The 18,236-nt window shown below is 44.4% G+C and carries 15 protein-coding genes and 1 pseudogene; 8 read left to right on the plus strand and 8 right to left on the minus strand.

Annotated features, from left to right (window positions below):
* Nucleotides 1-68: 68 nt before the first annotated feature.
* Nucleotides 69-2,855 carry a glycerol-3-phosphate 1-O-acyltransferase PlsB gene (plsB, locus tag JFC07_RS01825; protein WP_198327960.1) on the minus strand — a complete coding sequence of 929 codons (2,787 nt, stop codon included), beginning with the start codon at nucleotides 2,853-2,855 and terminating at the stop codon, nucleotides 69-71.
* Between the two features lie 293 nt (nucleotides 2,856-3,148).
* Here plsB and ybaK point away from each other — a divergent pair, with 293 nt between their 5' ends.
* On the plus strand, nucleotides 3,149-3,637 hold the full coding sequence (ybaK, locus tag JFC07_RS01830) for a Cys-tRNA(Pro) deacylase (protein WP_198327961.1): 489 nt from the start codon (nucleotides 3,149-3,151) through the stop codon (nucleotides 3,635-3,637).
* Nucleotides 3,638-3,748: 111 nt separating this feature from the next.
* Complete coding sequence (locus JFC07_RS01835) at nucleotides 3,749-4,120, plus strand: 5-carboxymethyl-2-hydroxymuconate Delta-isomerase (protein ID WP_198327962.1); 372 nt, start codon at nucleotides 3,749-3,751, stop codon at nucleotides 4,118-4,120.
* A gap of 50 nt (nucleotides 4,121-4,170) precedes the next feature.
* Here the strand turns inward: JFC07_RS01835 and JFC07_RS01840 are convergent, their stop codons facing one another.
* Both JFC07_RS01840 and JFC07_RS01845 read right to left on the minus strand, forming a co-directional pair.
* Nucleotides 4,171-4,650 carry a hypothetical protein gene (locus JFC07_RS01840; protein WP_227678259.1) on the minus strand — a complete coding sequence of 160 codons (480 nt, stop codon included), beginning with the start codon at nucleotides 4,648-4,650 and terminating at the stop codon, nucleotides 4,171-4,173.
* A gap of 163 nt (nucleotides 4,651-4,813) precedes the next feature.
* Entirely contained in the window at nucleotides 4,814-6,643 is a 1,830-nt protein-coding gene (locus JFC07_RS01845) for an acyl-CoA dehydrogenase C-terminal domain-containing protein (protein WP_198327963.1), read from the minus strand.
* 469 nt (nucleotides 6,644-7,112) lie between these two features.
* On the opposite strand from JFC07_RS01845, the gene JFC07_RS01850 reads away from it, so the two are divergent.
* Entirely contained in the window at nucleotides 7,113-8,264 is a 1,152-nt protein-coding gene (locus tag JFC07_RS01850) for an FUSC family protein (RefSeq protein WP_198327964.1), read from the plus strand.
* Between the two features lie 81 nt (nucleotides 8,265-8,345).
* Here the strand turns inward: JFC07_RS01850 and aroE are convergent, their stop codons facing one another.
* Complete coding sequence (aroE, locus tag JFC07_RS01855) at nucleotides 8,346-9,197, minus strand: shikimate dehydrogenase (protein WP_191692275.1); 852 nt, start codon at nucleotides 9,195-9,197, stop codon at nucleotides 8,346-8,348.
* 512 nt (nucleotides 9,198-9,709) lie between these two features.
* On the opposite strand from aroE, the gene JFC07_RS01860 reads away from it, so the two are divergent.
* Both JFC07_RS01860 and JFC07_RS01865 read left to right on the plus strand, forming a co-directional pair.
* Nucleotides 9,710-10,399, plus strand: coding sequence for a hypothetical protein (locus tag JFC07_RS01860; protein WP_306495383.1), 690 nt, complete (start codon nucleotides 9,710-9,712; stop codon nucleotides 10,397-10,399).
* A 15-nt stretch (nucleotides 10,400-10,414) separates the two neighbouring features.
* Nucleotides 10,415-11,368, plus strand: coding sequence for an aminotransferase class IV (locus JFC07_RS01865; RefSeq protein WP_198327965.1), 954 nt, complete (start codon nucleotides 10,415-10,417; stop codon nucleotides 11,366-11,368).
* A gap of 6 nt (nucleotides 11,369-11,374) precedes the next feature.
* Here the strand turns inward: JFC07_RS01865 and JFC07_RS01870 are convergent, their stop codons facing one another.
* Nucleotides 11,375-11,560, minus strand: a complete 186-nt coding sequence (locus tag JFC07_RS01870) for a DpnD/PcfM family protein (RefSeq protein WP_227678258.1) — start codon at nucleotides 11,558-11,560, stop codon at nucleotides 11,375-11,377.
* 184 nt (nucleotides 11,561-11,744) lie between these two features.
* Here JFC07_RS01870 and JFC07_RS01875 point away from each other — a divergent pair, with 184 nt between their 5' ends.
* Nucleotides 11,745-12,311, plus strand: a complete 567-nt coding sequence (locus tag JFC07_RS01875) for a hypothetical protein (RefSeq protein WP_198327967.1) — start codon at nucleotides 11,745-11,747, stop codon at nucleotides 12,309-12,311.
* Here JFC07_RS01875 and JFC07_RS13245 read toward each other — a convergent pair.
* Together JFC07_RS13245 and JFC07_RS13250 are read right to left on the minus strand one after the other, a co-directional pair.
* Nucleotides 12,303-12,608 (minus strand): hypothetical protein, encoded by a 306-nt coding sequence (locus JFC07_RS13245; protein WP_265090556.1) that lies wholly within the window; start codon nucleotides 12,606-12,608, stop codon nucleotides 12,303-12,305. The genes JFC07_RS01875 and JFC07_RS13245 overlap by 9 nt on opposite strands.
* Nucleotides 12,588-13,066 (minus strand): annotated as a pseudogene (locus JFC07_RS13250) (DpnI domain-containing protein); the annotation flags it as partial. The pseudogene JFC07_RS13250 and the gene JFC07_RS13245, both read right to left, overlap by 21 nt.
* A gap of 169 nt (nucleotides 13,067-13,235) precedes the next feature.
* On the opposite strand from JFC07_RS13250, the gene mltG reads away from it, so the two are divergent.
* Nucleotides 13,236-14,522, plus strand: coding sequence for an endolytic transglycosylase MltG (gene mltG, locus JFC07_RS01885; protein ID WP_198327968.1), 1,287 nt, complete (start codon nucleotides 13,236-13,238; stop codon nucleotides 14,520-14,522).
* Nucleotides 14,523-14,640: 118 nt separating this feature from the next.
* Nucleotides 14,641-15,357, plus strand: coding sequence for a dTMP kinase (gene tmk, locus JFC07_RS01890; RefSeq protein WP_198327969.1), 717 nt, complete (start codon nucleotides 14,641-14,643; stop codon nucleotides 15,355-15,357).
* 103 nt (nucleotides 15,358-15,460) lie between these two features.
* Here tmk and JFC07_RS01895 read toward each other — a convergent pair whose 3' ends face one another.
* Nucleotides 15,461-17,752, minus strand: a complete 2,292-nt coding sequence (locus JFC07_RS01895; RefSeq protein ID WP_198327970.1) for a cation:proton antiporter — start codon at nucleotides 17,750-17,752, stop codon at nucleotides 15,461-15,463.
* Between the last annotated feature and the right edge of the window lie 484 nt (nucleotides 17,753-18,236).

The following is an 18,236-nucleotide window of genomic DNA, read 5'->3' on the forward strand; positions in this document are numbered from 1 at the left end:
AATTTTAGATATAAAAAAAGACCTCTAATCTATTAGAGGTCTTTTTTATGTTCAGCTTTTACGTTGCTTTATGAGCGCTTACGGCCAAATTTACGCTGCTTTTTATTGCTAATCTCAGTAATGGCGTGGGCAATCTCTTCTTCGTTGAGGCTCGCCACTTGCTGCAAGATTTGCATCATATCAGGACTAAGGACATATTTAGCATGATGGGCGATATCGTCGATGCGCTGATCAAAAATTAAGATGCCAGTTTCTTCGTCTTTTTGCAGATAATCAAGACGAATCAAAGCACCGATAAAGCTGGTAAATAGCGCACGGTCAAAGAAATCTGGAATGTCGTCAGCATAGAGGACTGACAAACGCTGTCCAAGCAAATGACAGAGGTCAACAACTTCGTTTTCGGTCAGATTGCCTGAGCCTTGCTGCGCAAGTAGGGCAAGGGTCATAAAGTAACGCTCAAGGCTTTGTTCGACTGGGGTCGCAAGCACTTGTAGCTGCTGATAGCATTTGCTATTGGTCTCAGGGACGCTTAGCATACCATCACTCAATTCTACAATCAGGCCACTTGCAAGCAGGCTATCGACTTTTTTATTCAGCGTTTCTGTCAAACCATGGGCGGAATAATAGAGGAACAGCTCACTTTGTAAAAAGGGATATAACTGCTCGGCGATACTATTGAGACGGCTGCGCTCAATGCGACCGTTACGCGCGACCAGAGCGGATAAGAAAGACAATAAAATAAAGACATGCAGGATATTATTACGGAAATAGCTTAGTAGCGCCGCCTGTTTGCCAGCAACCTGGATAATATCACCCAAGATATGCGGTATGCGTTCGATAAGTTTTAGCTTAATACCATAATCGATGATTTGCTGCGGCGTCATATCGGTGATAATCGTATCATCAGAGTAGGGCAAGTGCTGAGCCAGACCTTGATAAAGGGCGATTTGCTCACGGCAAATATCTTCATCAAGCGCCGCCTTTGGTGCCGATAATAATACCAATGACAATAACGACACTGGAGTGATGACCGCTGCCTTATTGATATGCTGCATGACTTTGACGCCGATATTATCCACCATGGCGCTGGTTTTATCATCGAGTGGCGTGTCGGTGCGATCAGCAGGTAAGCTGTTGGCCGGCACATCGAATTTTTGCATGAAGTCGCTAAGATGCAGCGGCGTACCAAAGCTTAAATGCACATTACCAAAGATGCGTTCAATCTTGCGCCCAACTTTTAGGAGACCGATTAGTGATTCTGACTCTTTTGGCTTACCTTTTAGCTCGCCCACATAAGTGCCGCCTTCCATGATGCGCTCGTAACCGATATAGGTCGGTATAAATACCACAGGTTTATTGGTCCGGCGTAATTGGCTATGTACCGTCATCGCTAGCATACCCATCTTTGGTGGCAGCAGTCGCCCTGAACGCGAGCGTCCGCCTTCGATAAAGTACTCAATCGGGGTATTACGGGTAATCAGCGTGTGCATATATTCACGCAGTACCGCAGTATATAGCGCGTTGCCACGGAAGCTACGACGAATGTAAAAGGCAACCGCGCCGCGCAATAATGGCCCCAATACTGGTACATCTAAGTTATCACCCGCTGCGACATAAGGAATGCTTAAGCCGCGCATATAAATGACGTAGGACAGTAGCAAGTAGTCGACATGGCTGCGGTGACAAGGCACATAAATAAGCTCATAATCAGCGGCCAGCTCACGTACCCGCTCAAAGTGATGCACTTCTACGCCATCATAAAGCTGCGTCCACAACCACGTCAGGAACTTATAAAAACCGCGCACGATAGAGTGTGAGTAATCATTAACCATTTCATTGGCGTAGCCCTTGGCTAACATACGCGCTTCCCGCACACTGGTGCCTGACGCCGCCGCTTCTGCTTCTATTGCATGTTTGATAGCGGGCGAATAAACCAATTTGTCGACCAAATTACGTCTGTCTGACAAGTCGGGGCCGAGCATGCTGGCTCGCTGTTTATCCAAATAAATATTAAGCTGCTGTTGTAATGAGCGCACCAGCTCACGATTGCCATCGGCTGACGCAACCATGGCAAAGCTAGGCGCTATATCATTTACCTTATTAGCATCGTTTGCCGTATCAGCTTGCGCGGTGTTTTGTACGGTATTGGTTTCGCTAGCAACAGAATCAAAGACAGAGAATCCTTCGCCATCACCTTTTAAGCTGTCATGGATAAGGGTGCGTAAATCCTGCGGCGGATGGAACTGGACAAAGGTATCACGTCCCATCACGCCGATATTAAATAGCTGCTTGGTGATGCTAGGATCTTCCCAGTTATCGGCAGTCAACAGTTTAAATAGCGAGTCTTCTTTTTCTGGCGCGCGTCCCCATAGGATCGACACTGGCACCAAACGCACTTGTAATTCTGGATGTTGTAAGACCGCGGCAACCAGACGCGATAGGCGAGGTGATAACTGGCTGTCTTTGGCATGTGGATGATGTAAAAAGATAATGGCGGCATTTTCTTTAACATCATGAGTAATATCTTGCACACCGACCAAGGCGGGCGGCAGATTGTGCTCTTGTGTTTGTAGGTCAATCAAAATACTGTTGGAGCGCGAATAATCTTGCAGCACATAAAACCTAAGGATATTGTCGTCATCGTCAAATTTTGGCAACTCACCCAAAAGCTTTGGCTTCACAGCCACATCAAGCAGCTGACCCGACAGCTTGCGATAAAGCTGGTTAATAGGCGCATTAGCATAAAGGGTTGAGGCAACCGGCAACATCTCAGCCTCGAATTCTGGGGTCGAGGCTGTATGGTCAGTTGCGACGGGCGCTTTAAAAATCCGTTTTTTTAAGAACTTCGGTATCATAATCAGTATCAAAATTAGTCAAATGTGGTGAGCTTATGATGCCATAAAAGCCATCAAAGCGATATATAGTGTCTGTATATACTGCCAATATTAACAGCATAACGGCATAGAATACTGGTTTAAATGCCCGAGAATACTTAACGAGCCAACCGTTAAAATGCGAAATTATTTAAAGTAAGAGGTAGAAAAATCTGCGATTTCGCGCAATACTGTATGGCATTAAATCAAAACATTTACATTCAAATCTATGTAGAATTTTATCTTTTAACTTCATTATTCTAAGCCAGAACATTATGACCCCTGCTATCAAACTTGCCAAACAGCAAAGCCTTGATTATAAGTTGCATGAATATACTCACGACAGCACCGCCGCCTCTTTCGGACTAGAAGCAGTAGAAAAACTGGGTATTACTGCCGAGCGTGTGTTTAAAACTTTGGTGGTGACAACCGACGCAGGCGCGCTGGCCGTAGCGATTTTGCCGGTCGATCAAACGCTAAATTTTAAAAAAGTGGCGAAGGCTTTATCGAGCACTAAAATGCTGGCTTGTAAAAAAGTACAAATGGCTGAGCCTAAATTGGTCGAACGGTCGACGGGTTATGTGCTCGGTGGCGTTAGCCCATTGGGGCAAAAAAAGCGCCTACCGACACTTATCCATGCCGCCGCGCAACAGCAAGCTACTATCTATGTGAGTGGCGGTCGCCGAGGTCTAGAGATTGAGTTGCCACCTGAGCAATTAGCGACCACGCTTAACGCGCGCTTTGTAGATATCATCGATGATTAGTATTTAAGAAGAATTTTACACGCCCTTTATTCTGCGCCTTTGTCATTTGCTCTCAATAGTGTTTGCGCTGCTTATTAGTAGAATTGCTATTTTTAAATAAGGATGTTACCCATGCCGCATTTAACCATTCAAGTGACGCCAAACGTCACGATTACTCATGAAGAATCATTTCTAAAAGCATTAAATCAAGTGCTGTGGGACAGTGGACACTTTGGTAAACCTACCGATATCAAAGCGCGCATCGTACCGATTGAGACGTTTTTGGTTGGCGTGGAAGATGACGAGCAGCGCAACGGCTTTGTTTATGCGTATCTAAAAATTATGAGCGGCCGTGACGAAGTCATACGCCATCAACTCGCTGAATTATTAACAGCTGCTATAGAGGAAAGCTTGAATGCACAGCAATCGGGACGCGCCGACATTCAAATCTGTGTCGAAGTAGAGGAAATCAGCGCGATTTATCATAAAAAAATGCTGAGCTAAACGCTAGGCTCAATTGTTTATAAGAGTGATTTATAAAAATGACAGACCAGCTATTTATCTGCACATAGCGACTTACTGGCAAACTTAGGCAGTACCATCACCTCAGCTTTATAACCAGCGGTTTTACCGTGAGTCGCCATCAAATTGCGGGCGATACGTAAGCGATATTCGCCATTTTCCGGTAAGCAGCCTTGATAAATAAACCCGCCTTTGGTGCCATCATATTTACCATTTGGCATGTGCAGGACGCCGACATTGGCGGTCTCAGACGTGCCAGTAAGCGGCGCAATATTAATGATGGCATATTGCGCAGCGGCGGCATTAAAGCGGTACCAGCGCTCCTGTTCGTTAGGTTTTAATTTACCCGTAACCACGCTACTAATAGCGCCTTTGGCAAAATGGATGGGGGTATCGCTGGTTTTAGCCATCGCGCTATGGGCGCCAACGCTGATTAATGCGGCACTCAATAATAGCGTTTTTAGCGCTCGTGTACTTGATAAAGTGGTTCTGTTATTAATCGACAACATCATTACTTCCTTATTAAATTATATTTTATCAGCTGTCTATTATTTGCATGTCTATTACTTGATAACTATGGTTTTAGTATCTTCTCTGACTTTATATTAAACATAAAAAAGCGCCTAATGAATAGGCGCTTTTCTTGTTAATTATTTGCTCAATTGAGAGGCAATCTTAGTCTAGGAAAGCAAAGTTATCGATTTTCATTGCCGTCATGCTCTCGCTTGGAGCAACCATACTTTCAGCATGGCCTGAGGTACGCGGTAAGATTTTATCAAAGTAAAACTCTGCAGTTTGAATCTTAGCTTTGTAGAATTCTGGTGACTCAGTGCCGCCTTTTTCAAGCTTGTCATAAGCGACCGCCGCCATGCGCGCCCAGTGATAACCCATCATCACATAGCCTGAGTACATCAAAAAGTCATCTGATGCCGCAGAGATGATTTCACGGTCTTTACGCGCCATCAGCATCAAGCGTACGGTCAAGGTGTTCCACTCAGCACATAGTTTGGTCAGTGCCCAAACGAATTTACGCATGTCTTTATCAAGCGCATACTCGCCGCACCATTTCATAATGCTTGAGGTGTAATCACGGATAATTTTACCTTTAGACTGCAAGATAACTTTACGACCGAGTAAGTCAAGCGCCTGTACGCCAGTGGTACCTTCGTACATCGTCGCAATACGGGCATCACGAGCGATAAGCTCCATGCCCCATTCTTTGATATAGCCGTGACCACCGTAGATTTGCTGACCGTGTTTGGCCGCTTCAATACCAAGCTCCGTTAAAAAGCCTTTTAGGATAGGCGTATAAAAGCCCAATTTGTCATCCCATTTTTCAAACTCAGCGTCATCACCATTGGCAACGCCTTGAGACATTTTGTCGGCATAGCGCGCTGAGTGATAAATCATTGAGCGACCGCCTTCAGCAAAGGCTTTTTGGGTCAATAGCATACGGCGTACGTCGGCATGATGAATAATCGCATCAGCCACTTTTTCAGGGTCTTTCGTGCCTGATAGCGTACGCATAGAGCGACGGTCTTTAGCGTATGGTAGGGCGTTTTGGAAAGACAATTCAGTGTGCGCCAAACCTTGAATACCAGTACCGATACGAGCAGTGTTCATAAAGGTGAACATCGCTTTCAAGCCTTTATTTGGCTCACCAATTAAGTAACCAACTGCGTCATCGAAGTTTAAAACACAAGTTGACGATGAGCTGATACCCATTTTGTGCTCGATAGAGCCACAAACCACGCCATTACGCTCGCCAGATTCACCTTCAGCATTTGGCAAGAATTTTGGTACGATGAACAATGAGATACCGCGTGTGCCTTCTGGCGCATTTGGTAGACGAGCTAAAACGATATGGACGATATTGTCGGTTAAGTCATGCTCGCCACTTGAGATAAAAATCTTGGTACCGCTGATTTTATAAGTACCGTCATCTTGCGGGATGGCTTTTGATTTAACCTGACCCAAGTCAGTACCACACTGCGGCTCAGTCAAACACATGGTGCCCGACCACGTACCTTCAACCAATTTAGGTAAATAAATCGCTTTTTGCTCGTCGGTACCGTACTGTAGTAAGGTGTTGATACAACCAGTTGATAGGCCAGGATACATCGCCCAAGGCCAGTTAGCCGTACCCATCATTTCAGACTTAATAAGGTTGATTGACATCGGTAAGTTCATACCGCCGTACTCTTCAGGGTACGAAATACCTTGCCAGCCGCCTTCGACGAACTGGTCATAAGCTTCTTTAAAACCTTTAGGCGTAGTGACCACACCATTTTCAAAATGACAGCCTTCTTCATCCGCTGGCTGGTACAAAGGCGCTAAGATATTTTCAGCAAAGTCAGCAAAGTCAGCAAAGCCTTGCAAAATCATATCGACGGTTTCAGGATCGGCGTTTTCGCCATTGTCTAGGCTTTTATAATGCGTTTGATAGTCAAAAACATCATTTATCAAAAACTTGATATCACGCAAAGGTGCTTTGTAAGTTAACATAGTCGCTCTCTTTGATTATTTGGCTAGGATAGTTCGTTAGCATAGACTGTCGGCTCATTAATTGAGCCATGGTTCATGTAAACGGGAGTTTAATTATTTGAGATAAAGGCAGACAATATTACAGGTCGTTATCTAGGTTTATTAAGAACAGCTTGTCCATTTTGATAACCGTTAAGGCATCCTTGATAAAAAACAGCTGTCGTAGCATTGAGGTCAGTATAAATCTTCTATAGCCACAAATATACAACCGATAACTAATATTCATAATATATTAAAAAACATAAAAATTTAAGTTATAAATATAAATGGTTATTTATTTATAAACAGGCATCAATAAGTCCAGTTTTATAAACAACCATAGTTTTAGTACAGGTTGCAGCGTAAGTTTTAGTATAGACAGCGGGATAGACGCAAAACAACCGTTAAGTGTATGAGTTGCGTGCCCAAACAGAATAAAGGAACACAATTTATGAGCGCACCAAAGCGCAATTTAGCATACCAAACAGAGCAGAAAAAGACGCCAGTATTTTGGCTAATGGCAGTAGTTGGGCGGTTAAAAAAACTCATCGATGGTGAGCTTAACCATTTATTAACCGTAAACCGTAGCAAACGACCGTGGCACATGCCGATTATCGCTGCAATTACCATTAGTTTTCCGGTATTTGTCGGGGCGTACTTTGATGCTCTGCCGTCTGGTATTAAAGCGTCACTAGGAGCGATGGTTATTTTAAATACACCGTTAGCAGGTAAGCTGCCGTTTCGTTTGGTGACGGTGATGGCGTGGGGGTTTGCCATGTCGCTGTGTTTTGCGCTGGGCCTGATAGCGCAGCAAATTCCGCCATTAAAATTGCCGATATTTACCTTGATGGCGTTTGGTATTGTAATTTTTGGGCGCTACTATCGTCAACCGCCGCCCGCAGGTTTGTTTGTGATGATGGCGGGGGCGATTGCGCTATTTATCCCCCTGCCTTTAGAAGATGTCATGCCGGCCACAGGCTTGGTGATGCTCGGTAGTGGTTTTGCTTTGGTGATGGCGCTGCTATATTCGCTGTTTCTATTAGCGACGCGCCTAGCGACACCGACGCCGACCTATAGCTATGAGCCCGATACCATTACGGAGAGTGTGATTGTCGCCGGTTTTGTCAGTCTATCTTTAGTCATCGCGCTGAGCTTAAATTTATCAAATCCCTATTGGGCAGCAGTCAGCTGTTTTTTGATTATCCAAGGTATTCATTTGCGTACCATGTGGATTAAGCAAATCCATCGTTTGCTTGGCACCATGGTTGGCGTTGGGCTGGCGGGATGGATGCTGGCGTGGGGTTTGCCGATATGGGGTGTGGCACTGGCGATATTAAGCTTAATGCTGTGTATCGAAACCTTGGTCGACCGCCATTATGGCTTGGCGGTGATATTTATCACGCCGCTGACGATATTTATTGCCGAATATGGCAGTGGGTTGCCGTTTACTAAGCAAGCTTATCAAGAGGTCATTTTAGCGCGTTTGTTTGATACCATGATTGGCTGCGTGGTGGGGCTAAGCGGCGGGGTGGTGATGCATTCGACCGATTTACGCGTGCCGCTGCGCCGGATGGAGAATTGGCTGCTAGCGCGTTTTAGCTAAATTTTTTAGCAGATAAAAAGCTGTATGATTTCTATTCATATGGCTTTTTTAGTCGCGGTTTAAGCTGTTCATTCAATGTACTTATAAACTGTCGATGACTTGCGCAACATCGACTTTATGTTCTGTCCAACGCTCAAAACTTAACGCTGCCTGCCCGATAAGCATGCCATAACCGTCTGACGTTTGTGCGCCGCGCTTGGTAAAATGCTGCAAAAACGGCAGCTCACGTCCATACATCATATCGTAAGCATAATGGCCGTCTAGTTGGTCGCTAAGCGGCAGCGTATCGCCCGTTAGCCCAATCGAGGTAGCATTGATAATGATATCAAACTCACCGCTTAGCGTTTCAGTGCTACAGGTTTTAATCTGCTGCTTAGCAATTGTCTCACTTGCAGCGTTTAGATCAGTAACTAAATTTGTCGCTTTATTTAATGTACGATTGGCAAGGGTAAGCTCGCTGATACCCGCTTCAATCAATGGCAATATCACCCCGCGCGCCGCGCCGCCTGCGCCGATTATTGCCACACGCGCGCCCTTTAGCGGCCAATCTAAACTTGTCATGTGATTGACCAACCCTTGGCCATCGGTATTATCGCCATATATCGCCTCGGCTATCGGTGTGCCATTTTTTAACAACGTTTTATTGATCAACAAAGTATTAACAGCGCCTGCAACCTTAGCGTGTTCAGACAAGCCGCCACGCGCCGCGCAGCACTGATAAGCTACTTGCTTAAAGGGCACAGTCACGTTAGCACCAACGCCGCCGCCCTGAAAAAATGCCTCAATCACCGCAGTAAAGCTGGCTACATCATCAGGGCAATACTGGCGCTGATAGCTAATCTCTAAGCCTGTCTGCACAGCGAACTGCGTATGGATTTCAGGGGATTTGCTGTGGGCAATCGGATTGCCTATAACGATAAAATGCTGGGTCATAAAGGGTCCGCTGCTTGTAAAGGGTGAAATATAGGCAAAATCAACAGGTGAGAAGTTATCAATAAAAAAGTGGCCGTTTAATTATCTTATGCAATGTCATTTAATAAATCCTACTTATCATAGGGGATAACGTTAACTTTCACAAACCTATACTAAACCAACTAAGCTAAGCCAATTATGCTAAGTCAATAAAAGGGCTAAAAACGGAGCTGCTCATTAGCCAAATAAATCATGCCTTTATCTCGTGAGGTCTTTAACAAATCTGTACTCTGCCGGAGCGGTAAGTGTAAGGTAAAAGCTAGTCAAGTGTTAAGCAGTTGGGTAAACTAGGGAGCATGAAGATTTCAGTCGGCCTTGTGTTACGATGATTAAAAGGCAATATTTAACAATTTGACTGCTACCAAAGCCTATAACCAATAAGTTATATAACTATAAAAGTTTAACAGACATTTTTCGTTATCAGCGGCAGCAAACCCCGCTCGTTAATATCGTTTTTGGATCCCTTTAAAAGTGTGAGTACATTGCCCATGTGGAATAAAAGCCTACAGACCTTGATGGTCAGTACGATAATGACAGTTGGCGTGTCTTTGAGCGCCTGTAATAGCAATACAGAGAGTGATACTGCCGCCAAAGAAGCAGGCGCTGATAATAGCGAGCAGACCGCCGCTGAGACCTCCAAGGCAGAAAACCCCAATGCCAACGCTGATCTTGATGGCGCAACAGCTGCGCAAGGGACGCCAGTAAAATACGATATCGCCTCGTGGGGCACTGCCAAAGTAACCTCCTTAAGTATCGATGAGCTTAAAAAGATACAATCAGCCTTTGGTAAAGTGGTCAGCACCGACGAAAATAGCTTGGACTATGCCAGTAATCCGGCGTCCAAATATCGATTTATGCAGGATGATGCGCCGTATTTGGACCTGATTGATTCTGAAAAATACCTCGAGCTTGGCTGGTATTTTGCCAATCCAACCGACTCTGATAAAGAAAAAGAAATCAGTCAAAACCATGCCAAAAAAGCTTATCAACTGGCGCGTCAATTAATGGGCGATGAAGGCGGCAAGCTGGTCGCTGATATGCTCGGCGGTCAAATCGCCAAAAATAAAACCATCGGCGGTCAAAAAGTAGAGCTGGCAAAATGCGAGTTTTATAGCTGTATGCTAGTGATTAATAAATCTGCTGCTCAAACTGCTGATAAATAAGCGGGGCTGGCCTGAATGTCGCCCAATAGCTGGATATGTTTGCATCCGTCAAATGCTACACAGACCACGGTATCGTTAGACAATCGCGGGTTGGCATACGGTGATGGTTTTTTTACCACTATGGGCGTCATCGATGGGCAGATACTGTGGTTGGACTATCATCAGCAGCGCCTTGTCTCGCATGCGGTAGCCTTGCAACTTCAGCTGGACAGTTTTTCATTATTAACGGTGTTAAAAACACATGCCAAGCAATTACAGCAAGGTATGCTAAAACTTATAATCACGCGCGCCGAGCAAGAAGTCCGTGGTTATGGTTATACACCAAATATTGGTGGCGGCAGTGCGTGCGAAATTTGGCTTAAATCCTCACCAATGGCCATTACTACCGCACGATCGCTGCCACTCGCTAATAATCAATTCCTCCCGCTACAACCTACCGCGAGCGCCATTTGCTTATCCTCTCAAATTGCTTGTTTGCCGCCAACACTTGCTGGACTTAAAAGCTTAAATCGCCTCGATAATGTGCTGGCAAGTGGCGAGCTGCAAGCTATCAAAGCTAAGACATTGGCAGGCACTATCAAGCCAAGCATCGCTGAAGGTCTGCTACGCGATATGAGCGGGCGCTGGGTTGAGGGCACGATGAGTAATGTGTTTTATCAATTAGTAGAAGCGCCAGTCGCAAAATCGTCCAATCCTCCACACTCTCAAAATAACAGCAGCAGCAACTATTTAACCCAAGGTCAATGGTATACGCCATCGATGGCGCAATCGGGCGTTGCTGGAGTGATGCGGCAAGTGATTATCGATACATTATCGACTAGTGAAAATCCCGTCATTATCCGGTCATTACAAGATGAGGATTTACCTCATTTAAGCCAGCTATTCTTTTGCAATGCGCTGCGCGGTATTATGCCCATGAGTAGTCTGAGGTTACTCTCGGGTGAAGTGATGGGTTTTGAAGCGAGTTAACCGTATTTAAAGAATGTTAAATTTGGTGTCAATTAAGTTATCAGGGTATAAAACAACGTCTTCATTGCGATACAGTTCTTGCGCTTTTAATAGTGCTCCTTGTTCGTCCTCTGCGCTAATTTTTACGAGGTTACTTAGCGTCTCGACAACCTCTATCTGAAAGACTTTTTCCATATTCTTATCGTTTTTCATCATCACCCTTCCCAATACCTGCTTATCAAAATTTCTTTAGGATTTATATTTACTAGGTTAGCAAAGGCGTTTAAAAAGAAGTGATCGTCTTTTGTGACAAAGACTTGTGCGCTCAGGCAAATCGATCAATGATATTTTCTCAATCATAAAGGTTCAATAGCGCCTTTTAAAGGGAGAGATATCGATGCGTCCAATTTATGAAGAAAGCAGAATTCCAATACAAATTCGTCGCTTGATGGTTTTTGATGAAATTTGCAAATTAGCAAAAGAACAACCTGATGAAATTATTTACTTATCGCCTTATACCCAATTATCGCTCGGCGTTATGTATTTAAAAGACTTCAAAAAATTTATTGCCTTTGGCGGTGTGTTTGAGTATGCAGAAACACAAGAAGAAGTTATCGAGCAACGTATTAAAGTCTTTCCTAACGATGAACCAGTAAGGCGTGCGCTAACGGTCAATTTGAAGCAGTTTACTAAGCCTGCTCGCACATCTTTGCAGCTAGTATGGCATTGGAATAACTATGTTAAAAATAGAATGCACGCTTATGTAGATTATCGAGAAGAGCACTTTTTTAAAATAAATGATGAAATTGATTGGGAGTATCCGCCGCATAAGTTTCATGACCGTTTAGTTGCAACGGCACGTTTACCATTATGGGACGATAAGGATGAGTTGATAGCTGATGCCTATCGCGATAAGAAAGGGCAACCGAGAGCTGAGCGTTATAATGAAAAGCGCTTAATATAATTTGCGATAGTGCCCACGACCAGTAAATTCAATAATGCCTTTATCGCGTAACACTTGTAGCTGCTGACGGATTTTATCTTTAACATGGTTATTTTCGGGATGTTTGAGTTTTAATAAGTTGGCAAACGCATAAACTTGATTGAGAGAAAAGTCAGTATCCAGTCTATCGATACATTGCCAAATATCCAATGTCCAACCACGCGAAGCAATAGTTTGCTCACGTAAAAACAAGGTTTTTTGAAAGTGCTTGGTGACATTATCGCGTGGTATGACTTGCTGGTCTTTGACCAAAAACACTTTCCCCGATTCGGGCACTTTACGCAAATCAATATTGCAGCCGACCCAACCAGCACGTTTGGCAGTGATGGATAACGGCTTGCGTTTAATAATCATGTCCGGTTTAAAAACTGTTTGGGGATGATTAAAAAGTTATTCACCCTATATTCTGGCGAGTAGGTCAAAAAGAAAAAGCTGGGATTATCCTCGCTATTGATACGCTCAATCATAGTGGCATAAGCACCGTCATTAATCAGGTGGCTCAGTTTTGCCTTTTTACTTTTTAGCTCATATTCCTCGCTACAATGTGCGCAATAAAAATCAGCGACAGGTTGGTTATTGGCAAATTCAACTAAGGGTTCGGTATTGCAACGGGGGCAATAACTTTGCTTAGCGACCCAATCTTCACTGAGCACACGAATTTTTTGCGATTCAGATGAATAGTTTTTGGCAAGACTTTGATTGAAATTAAGGTTCATAGCCGATTTTTTTATTAAAGGAAAAATTCAAAGTGATAAATAAGCAATATGAGTATTAAGCCATATAATTTACTCTAACCACCAAGTTAATCGATAAGCTAAGCAAATACCATTGAAAATCGCCCAGTTCAGTGCTAAATTCTAGCAAACTTCTGCCTCGCGAGTTGCCATGAGCAAGCCAACACCTGAAATACCACCTAAACGCCCTGATGAGTCGCCAAAAAATGACCATGACGACGCGCCGGAGCAGCCTGTCGAGACGACGGCGCTGGATAAAAAACCTATCATTGACGACGTTAGCGCAGAGGAAGTACCGGCGACGGATATCTCACTCATTAGCGGTGGCACTAAACCGCGCCACTATAAAGCTGATAATCCATCGTTTTTTATGCAGCGTGGTTATCAGGTGTTATTGGTACTTGGACTGATTGCCGCGTTTTTTTTGGTGATGGTGTATCAGACGCTGTTTGGCCGTATTGAGCAGCCGCAGCAGATGGTGACGATTGAATCGGGTCAGACGTATTATGGGCTATTGCCGCAGTGGCAGCAGCAAATACCGCTGTTTTCTGCCACGATTGCCAAGCTTTATATGAAAACGCAAATCGATGGCCCATTGCATGCCGGTATTTATCAATTACCAGAAAACCCTACCTTTGCTGAAGCCTTAGAAGTATTGGGGCAAGGGGTAAAAGCGGCGATGGTCAAGGTACAGATTATCGAAGGCAAAACCTCAAAAGATTTATATCAGGCGCTACGAGATAATAAAGGCATCAAAAAAGAAGTACTGACGGCGGATAGCACGAATGCCAGCATCGCACAGGCGTTGGATTTGGTTGGCATCTTGCCAGATTCGGTGATCAATAGTAATGATGCTATCGTCAATCACAATCTTGAAGGCTGGTTTGCGCCTGATACGTATTATTATGGCGAAGGCAGCACCGATAAGCAGGTATTGACCGATTTGTATAAGCGTCAGCAGCAAGCATTGACCAAAGCGTGGGAAAATCGCGACCCTGATCTGCCTTATGACAGTCCGTATGAAGCGCTGGTGATGGCATCGATTATCGAAAAAGAAACCAGCGTGGCAGAAGAGCGTCCTTTAGTCTCGGCAGTATTTAGCAATCGTTTGAATAAAAATATGCGCTTGCAAACCGATCCGACCATTATTTATGGGATGGGTAGCCGTTATGAAGGCAATATTCGCCGTCAAGACATCGATGAAAAGACCGCTTATAACACCTATCAAATCGATGGTTTGCCGCCAACGCCAATCGCGCTGCCATCTGCGGCCTCGATTGAAGCGACTTTGCATCCCGCCGATAGCGAAGCGTTATATTTTGTGGCGACCGGTAACGGCGGGCACAAATTTACCAATAGCTTAAATGAGCATAACCAAGCGGTCAAAGAATATCTCAGCGTCATGCGTCAGAAAAAAGCACAAACACCGCCGCCGTAATTTAATCCTTTATCTTTTCTAAAAACCTATCGTGTACTGAGCGTTATGTCTTTATATAGCTATTTATATAACTATCTATCTAATTGCATAACGTTCATCAATGACATAAGGTCATATCATGTCAGCATCCCTACTAGATAAATCAGTGCAAGAAAAATCAGCGCAAATAAATTCGCCTAAACATTATATAAATACAGCGTCCAATCAAGGGCGCTTTATTAGCTTTGAAGGTACTGAAGGCGTTGGCAAGACCACCGCTATCGAGCAGCTTTGCAATCAGCTACAAGCAAAAGGCATTGACTATCTGCGTACCCGGGAGCCGGGCGGTAGTCCGTTTGCTGAGCAGCTGCGTGCTATTTTATTAGACCCGGATACCAAAATTAATGATGATACTGAGCTGCTACTGATGTTTGCCGCGCGCTGTGACCATTTGCAGCAAGTGATTTTGCCTGCACTGCAATGCGGTACGTGGGTAATATGTGATCGCTTCACCGATTCGACCGTTGCCTATCAAGGCTTTGGACGCGCGCATGGTGATAATGCTGTACGTGCTAAAATTGCTATGCTTATCGAGCAGTTTGTCAAAGAGTTGCCAGAGCTGACCTTGTGGTTGGATTTGCCAGTATTAGAAGGCATGGCGCGCGCCAATAAACGCAGCGCTGCTGACCGTTTTGAGCAGCAAGCGACGGAGTTTTTTACTCGAGTACATCAAGGGTTTAGTGTCCTTGCCAGCGAGCAACCGGAGCGTATCCAGCGTATTGATGCGTCAGGCAGTGCCGAAGACGTTAGCGAGCGTATTTGGCAGGCGGTGCAGGAAAAATTTGCATTAGTGTAATGTTGTTTTGAAGCTGTCATTTCTACTTTATATTATCCAAAAAAAAGCCCCAACTGCGCAGTTGGGGCTTTTATCGTTTATGGAAAATATTAAAAAGATAACTCTACTCTTTATCTATATCCATGCTGTCAACGTTATCAAGGCTGTCACCGCTAGAATCCGGTAAACGATTGGGGTCAAGCGTGCCTTTTTTGGTTTTTGGTGCGCTGCCATTACCATTGGTACTGCTAGAGGTTTTGGTTTTCGAAGTTGCGGTCGAATTATCCGACATGACACCTTTATTTATAGCATTGGTAGAACCATTAGGAGCAGTAGCATCAGGCTCTGTTGTTTGCACGTTATCTTTCTTAACAGTCGTGCTTGATACCTGAGTTTTATTAGGCATATCAATAACGCTATTGGCCTGTTTGTCTTGTGCCTTTTCTGACTCGGAGGCTTCTGCTACATTGGCTTCTTTAGCAGTGGTTGCTGCAGTCTCTGACGTAGTTGTGTCATCACTAGCATCGGTCAGTTCTATACCTTTACGCTTTTCAGGCGCTTTTGAGCTGGACTCAAAGCTAGCATCTGCAGCCGCGCGGGCCTGCTCTTGTTTTGCCGTTACATCGACCGCTTTTGGTTGCACTTCATCATCGACGACCAATGAAATCAGCTTACGATCACGCGGCACCACCCCATCGAAATTATCGGTAATCACGTGCAGTTTACCTTCTTTATCGACGGTATAAAGCGGCACAAATTGCTTATTATCGGCTTTGTATTGCTCAAAGCTATAGCTGTCGGTGATATTAGTGATTTTGATACGCGCTTTTTTCGACAGCATACTGGCAAGCTTGGCATAAGTCACATCTTTACCAAACAACCACTGCGAATGGAAGTTGCCCTGCTTATCATCGCGCTCACTTTTGACCTTTTCATCACTGAATTTAAGGCGATAGATTTTACGCTCGCCAAACTCATGACGGTAATGAATTTCAGACAAGGTATTCATTTCCCTGTCGGTACTCATGGCAAACAGACGCCCAATACCGATAAGGTCTAAGTGATGGTCGGCATGGTCAGAGATAGGATTACCAAAGTAAGTACGCAAACCACTCATACGAGCTTTGGCGATATTGGTATAGTTATTATGGGCGACGATGACATCAAAACCTTGGTCTTTTAAAGACGTCGCTACCAATAAAGCGATAGGGTTGGAGCCAACGACTAAGATACCGTTGGTTTCAGGCTCACGGACGCCCAAGAAATTACCAACCATTTTTGCGCCCAAACCTTGAATCATTACTGTGCCGATAATGACGAGGAAAACCAAAGGTACGAGCAGCTCAACGCCTTGAATATCATACTCTTGCAAGCGAATGGCAAAAAGCGATGAGATTGCAGCGGCAACGATACCGCGCGGCCCAATCCAGCTAATCATTAGCTTTTCATTGGTTTTTAGATTGGAGCCGATAGACGATGCCCAAACAGACAAAGGACGCGCGACAAACATCACAATCGCGAGCAACACCAAGCCTGCAAAACCAACGCTAAGCAAGCTTGCAAGCTCAACGCGAGCCGCAAGAATGATAAATAATACCGATACCAATAAAATGGTCAGCGATTCATTAAACTCTAAAATCGTCTCCCGCGGGAATTTTGGCCAGTTAGCCAGCGCCACGCCAAGGACGGTGACCGTTAATAAGCCGGACTCGTGCTCTAAATGGTTGGAGATAGAAAACAGGAGCAGTACAAAAGCTAAGGTAAAGACATTACGTAAAAACTCAGGAATCATATGGCGGCGCATTAAAAACGCCAATAACCACGCGCCCGCTAAGCCCATGGCCACTGCCAATACTACAATTTTGGCAAACAGTAAGATACTACTGGCTTCGCCGCCTGAAATGATATATTCATAGACCAAAACCACTGCAATCGCGCCGATAGGGTCAATGATGATACCTTCCCATTTCAAAATGTTAGAAATGGTTTTATTCGGACGCACGCTGCGCAGTAACGGCATAATGACCGTAGGGCCAGTCACACAAACCAGCGCACCAAATAGCAAAGCAATCAAAGGGTCGACATCAAACAACAGGTAAGTCGATAGCGCCACAATGACAATGGTAATAAGGACACCGACTGACACCAGCATCTGTACCACAGAGCCGTGCTGCTTAATCTCATCAAACTCTAAAGTCAGCGAGCCTTCAAATAAAATAATCGCCACCCCCAATGAGATAAACGGGAACATCAGCTCGCCGAGTACCAAATCTGGGTCAAAAGCGCCCAATATCGGGCCAACAATAATACCAATCAGTAATAAAAACAAAATGGACGGTTGCTTTAAATACCAAGCCAACCATTGGGCGGCAATACCGAGCCCAACCACGCCGGATAACAATAAGGCGGTATCCATAAATTAATCCTTTTATAATCTTGTCATATTTTATATCTATTCAGGCGCACTACCAGCGCTGCTAGCGTAAGCCGCAGCAAAAGTCGTCTAAATATAGTGTTGCAATATCTGTCACCGCTGAGCGCTAAATCTAGCGCTTGTTAATAAAAGCATCAACCACACTATAAACAAAGCACAAGTAATCAAAGCACAAGTGAGGTTGGCTATCAGTACGATATCGCCGTAAAGACAAAAGCTTTTTAGATCCCCTAAGCAGAATCTAAAAAGCAAAAGATGAAAAAATAAGCTGATGATCGCCAATTTGCTAAAATAACGACCTACAAAAATTAACTTTTGTTTGCCATATAAATTATTTGGCTTGTTATCATAACATGGTTTTATTTGACGTATTCTAGAGCAATCTTTGCGCCACTTGATTCTCAGCTAAGAACGCTTATTAAAGGGAGTAGTGCTGGCATGTTAGCAATAAGGCTATCTTTATGAT

The sequence above is a fragment of the Psychrobacter faecalis genome (genome assembly GCF_016107575.1).
GTDB lineage: Bacteria > Pseudomonadota > Gammaproteobacteria > Pseudomonadales > Moraxellaceae > Psychrobacter > Psychrobacter faecalis.

Bases quoted from the DNA above. Each gene is read 5' to 3' on its own strand.
- JFC07_RS01840 (WP_227678259.1), bottom strand. From the start codon at position 4,650: ATGATGTTGTCGATTAATAACAGAACCACTTTATCAAGTACACGAGCG.
- JFC07_RS01870 (WP_227678258.1), bottom strand. From the start codon at position 11,560: ATGAAAAACGATAAGAATATGGAAAAAGTCTTTCAGATAGAGGTTGTC.
- plsB (WP_198327960.1), bottom strand. From the start codon at position 2,855: ATGATACCGAAGTTCTTAAAAAAACGGATTTTTAAAGCGCCCGTCGCA.
- JFC07_RS01845 (WP_198327963.1), bottom strand. From the start codon at position 6,643: ATGTTAACTTACAAAGCACCTTTGCGTGATATCAAGTTTTTGATAAAT.
- tmk (WP_198327969.1), top strand. From the start codon at position 14,641: ATGTCAGCATCCCTACTAGATAAATCAGTGCAAGAAAAATCAGCGCAA.
- JFC07_RS01895 (WP_198327970.1), bottom strand. From the start codon at position 17,752: ATGGATACCGCCTTATTGTTATCCGGCGTGGTTGGGCTCGGTATTGCC.
- mltG (WP_198327968.1), top strand. From the start codon at position 13,236: ATGAGCAAGCCAACACCTGAAATACCACCTAAACGCCCTGATGAGTCG.
- ybaK (WP_198327961.1), top strand. From the start codon at position 3,149: ATGACCCCTGCTATCAAACTTGCCAAACAGCAAAGCCTTGATTATAAG.
- aroE (WP_191692275.1), bottom strand. From the start codon at position 9,197: ATGACCCAGCATTTTATCGTTATAGGCAATCCGATTGCCCACAGCAAA.
- JFC07_RS01865 (WP_198327965.1), top strand. From the start codon at position 10,415: ATGTCGCCCAATAGCTGGATATGTTTGCATCCGTCAAATGCTACACAG.
- JFC07_RS01850 (WP_198327964.1), top strand. From the start codon at position 7,113: ATGAGCGCACCAAAGCGCAATTTAGCATACCAAACAGAGCAGAAAAAG.
- JFC07_RS01835 (WP_198327962.1), top strand. From the start codon at position 3,749: ATGCCGCATTTAACCATTCAAGTGACGCCAAACGTCACGATTACTCAT.
- JFC07_RS01875 (WP_198327967.1), top strand. From the start codon at position 11,745: ATGCGTCCAATTTATGAAGAAAGCAGAATTCCAATACAAATTCGTCGC.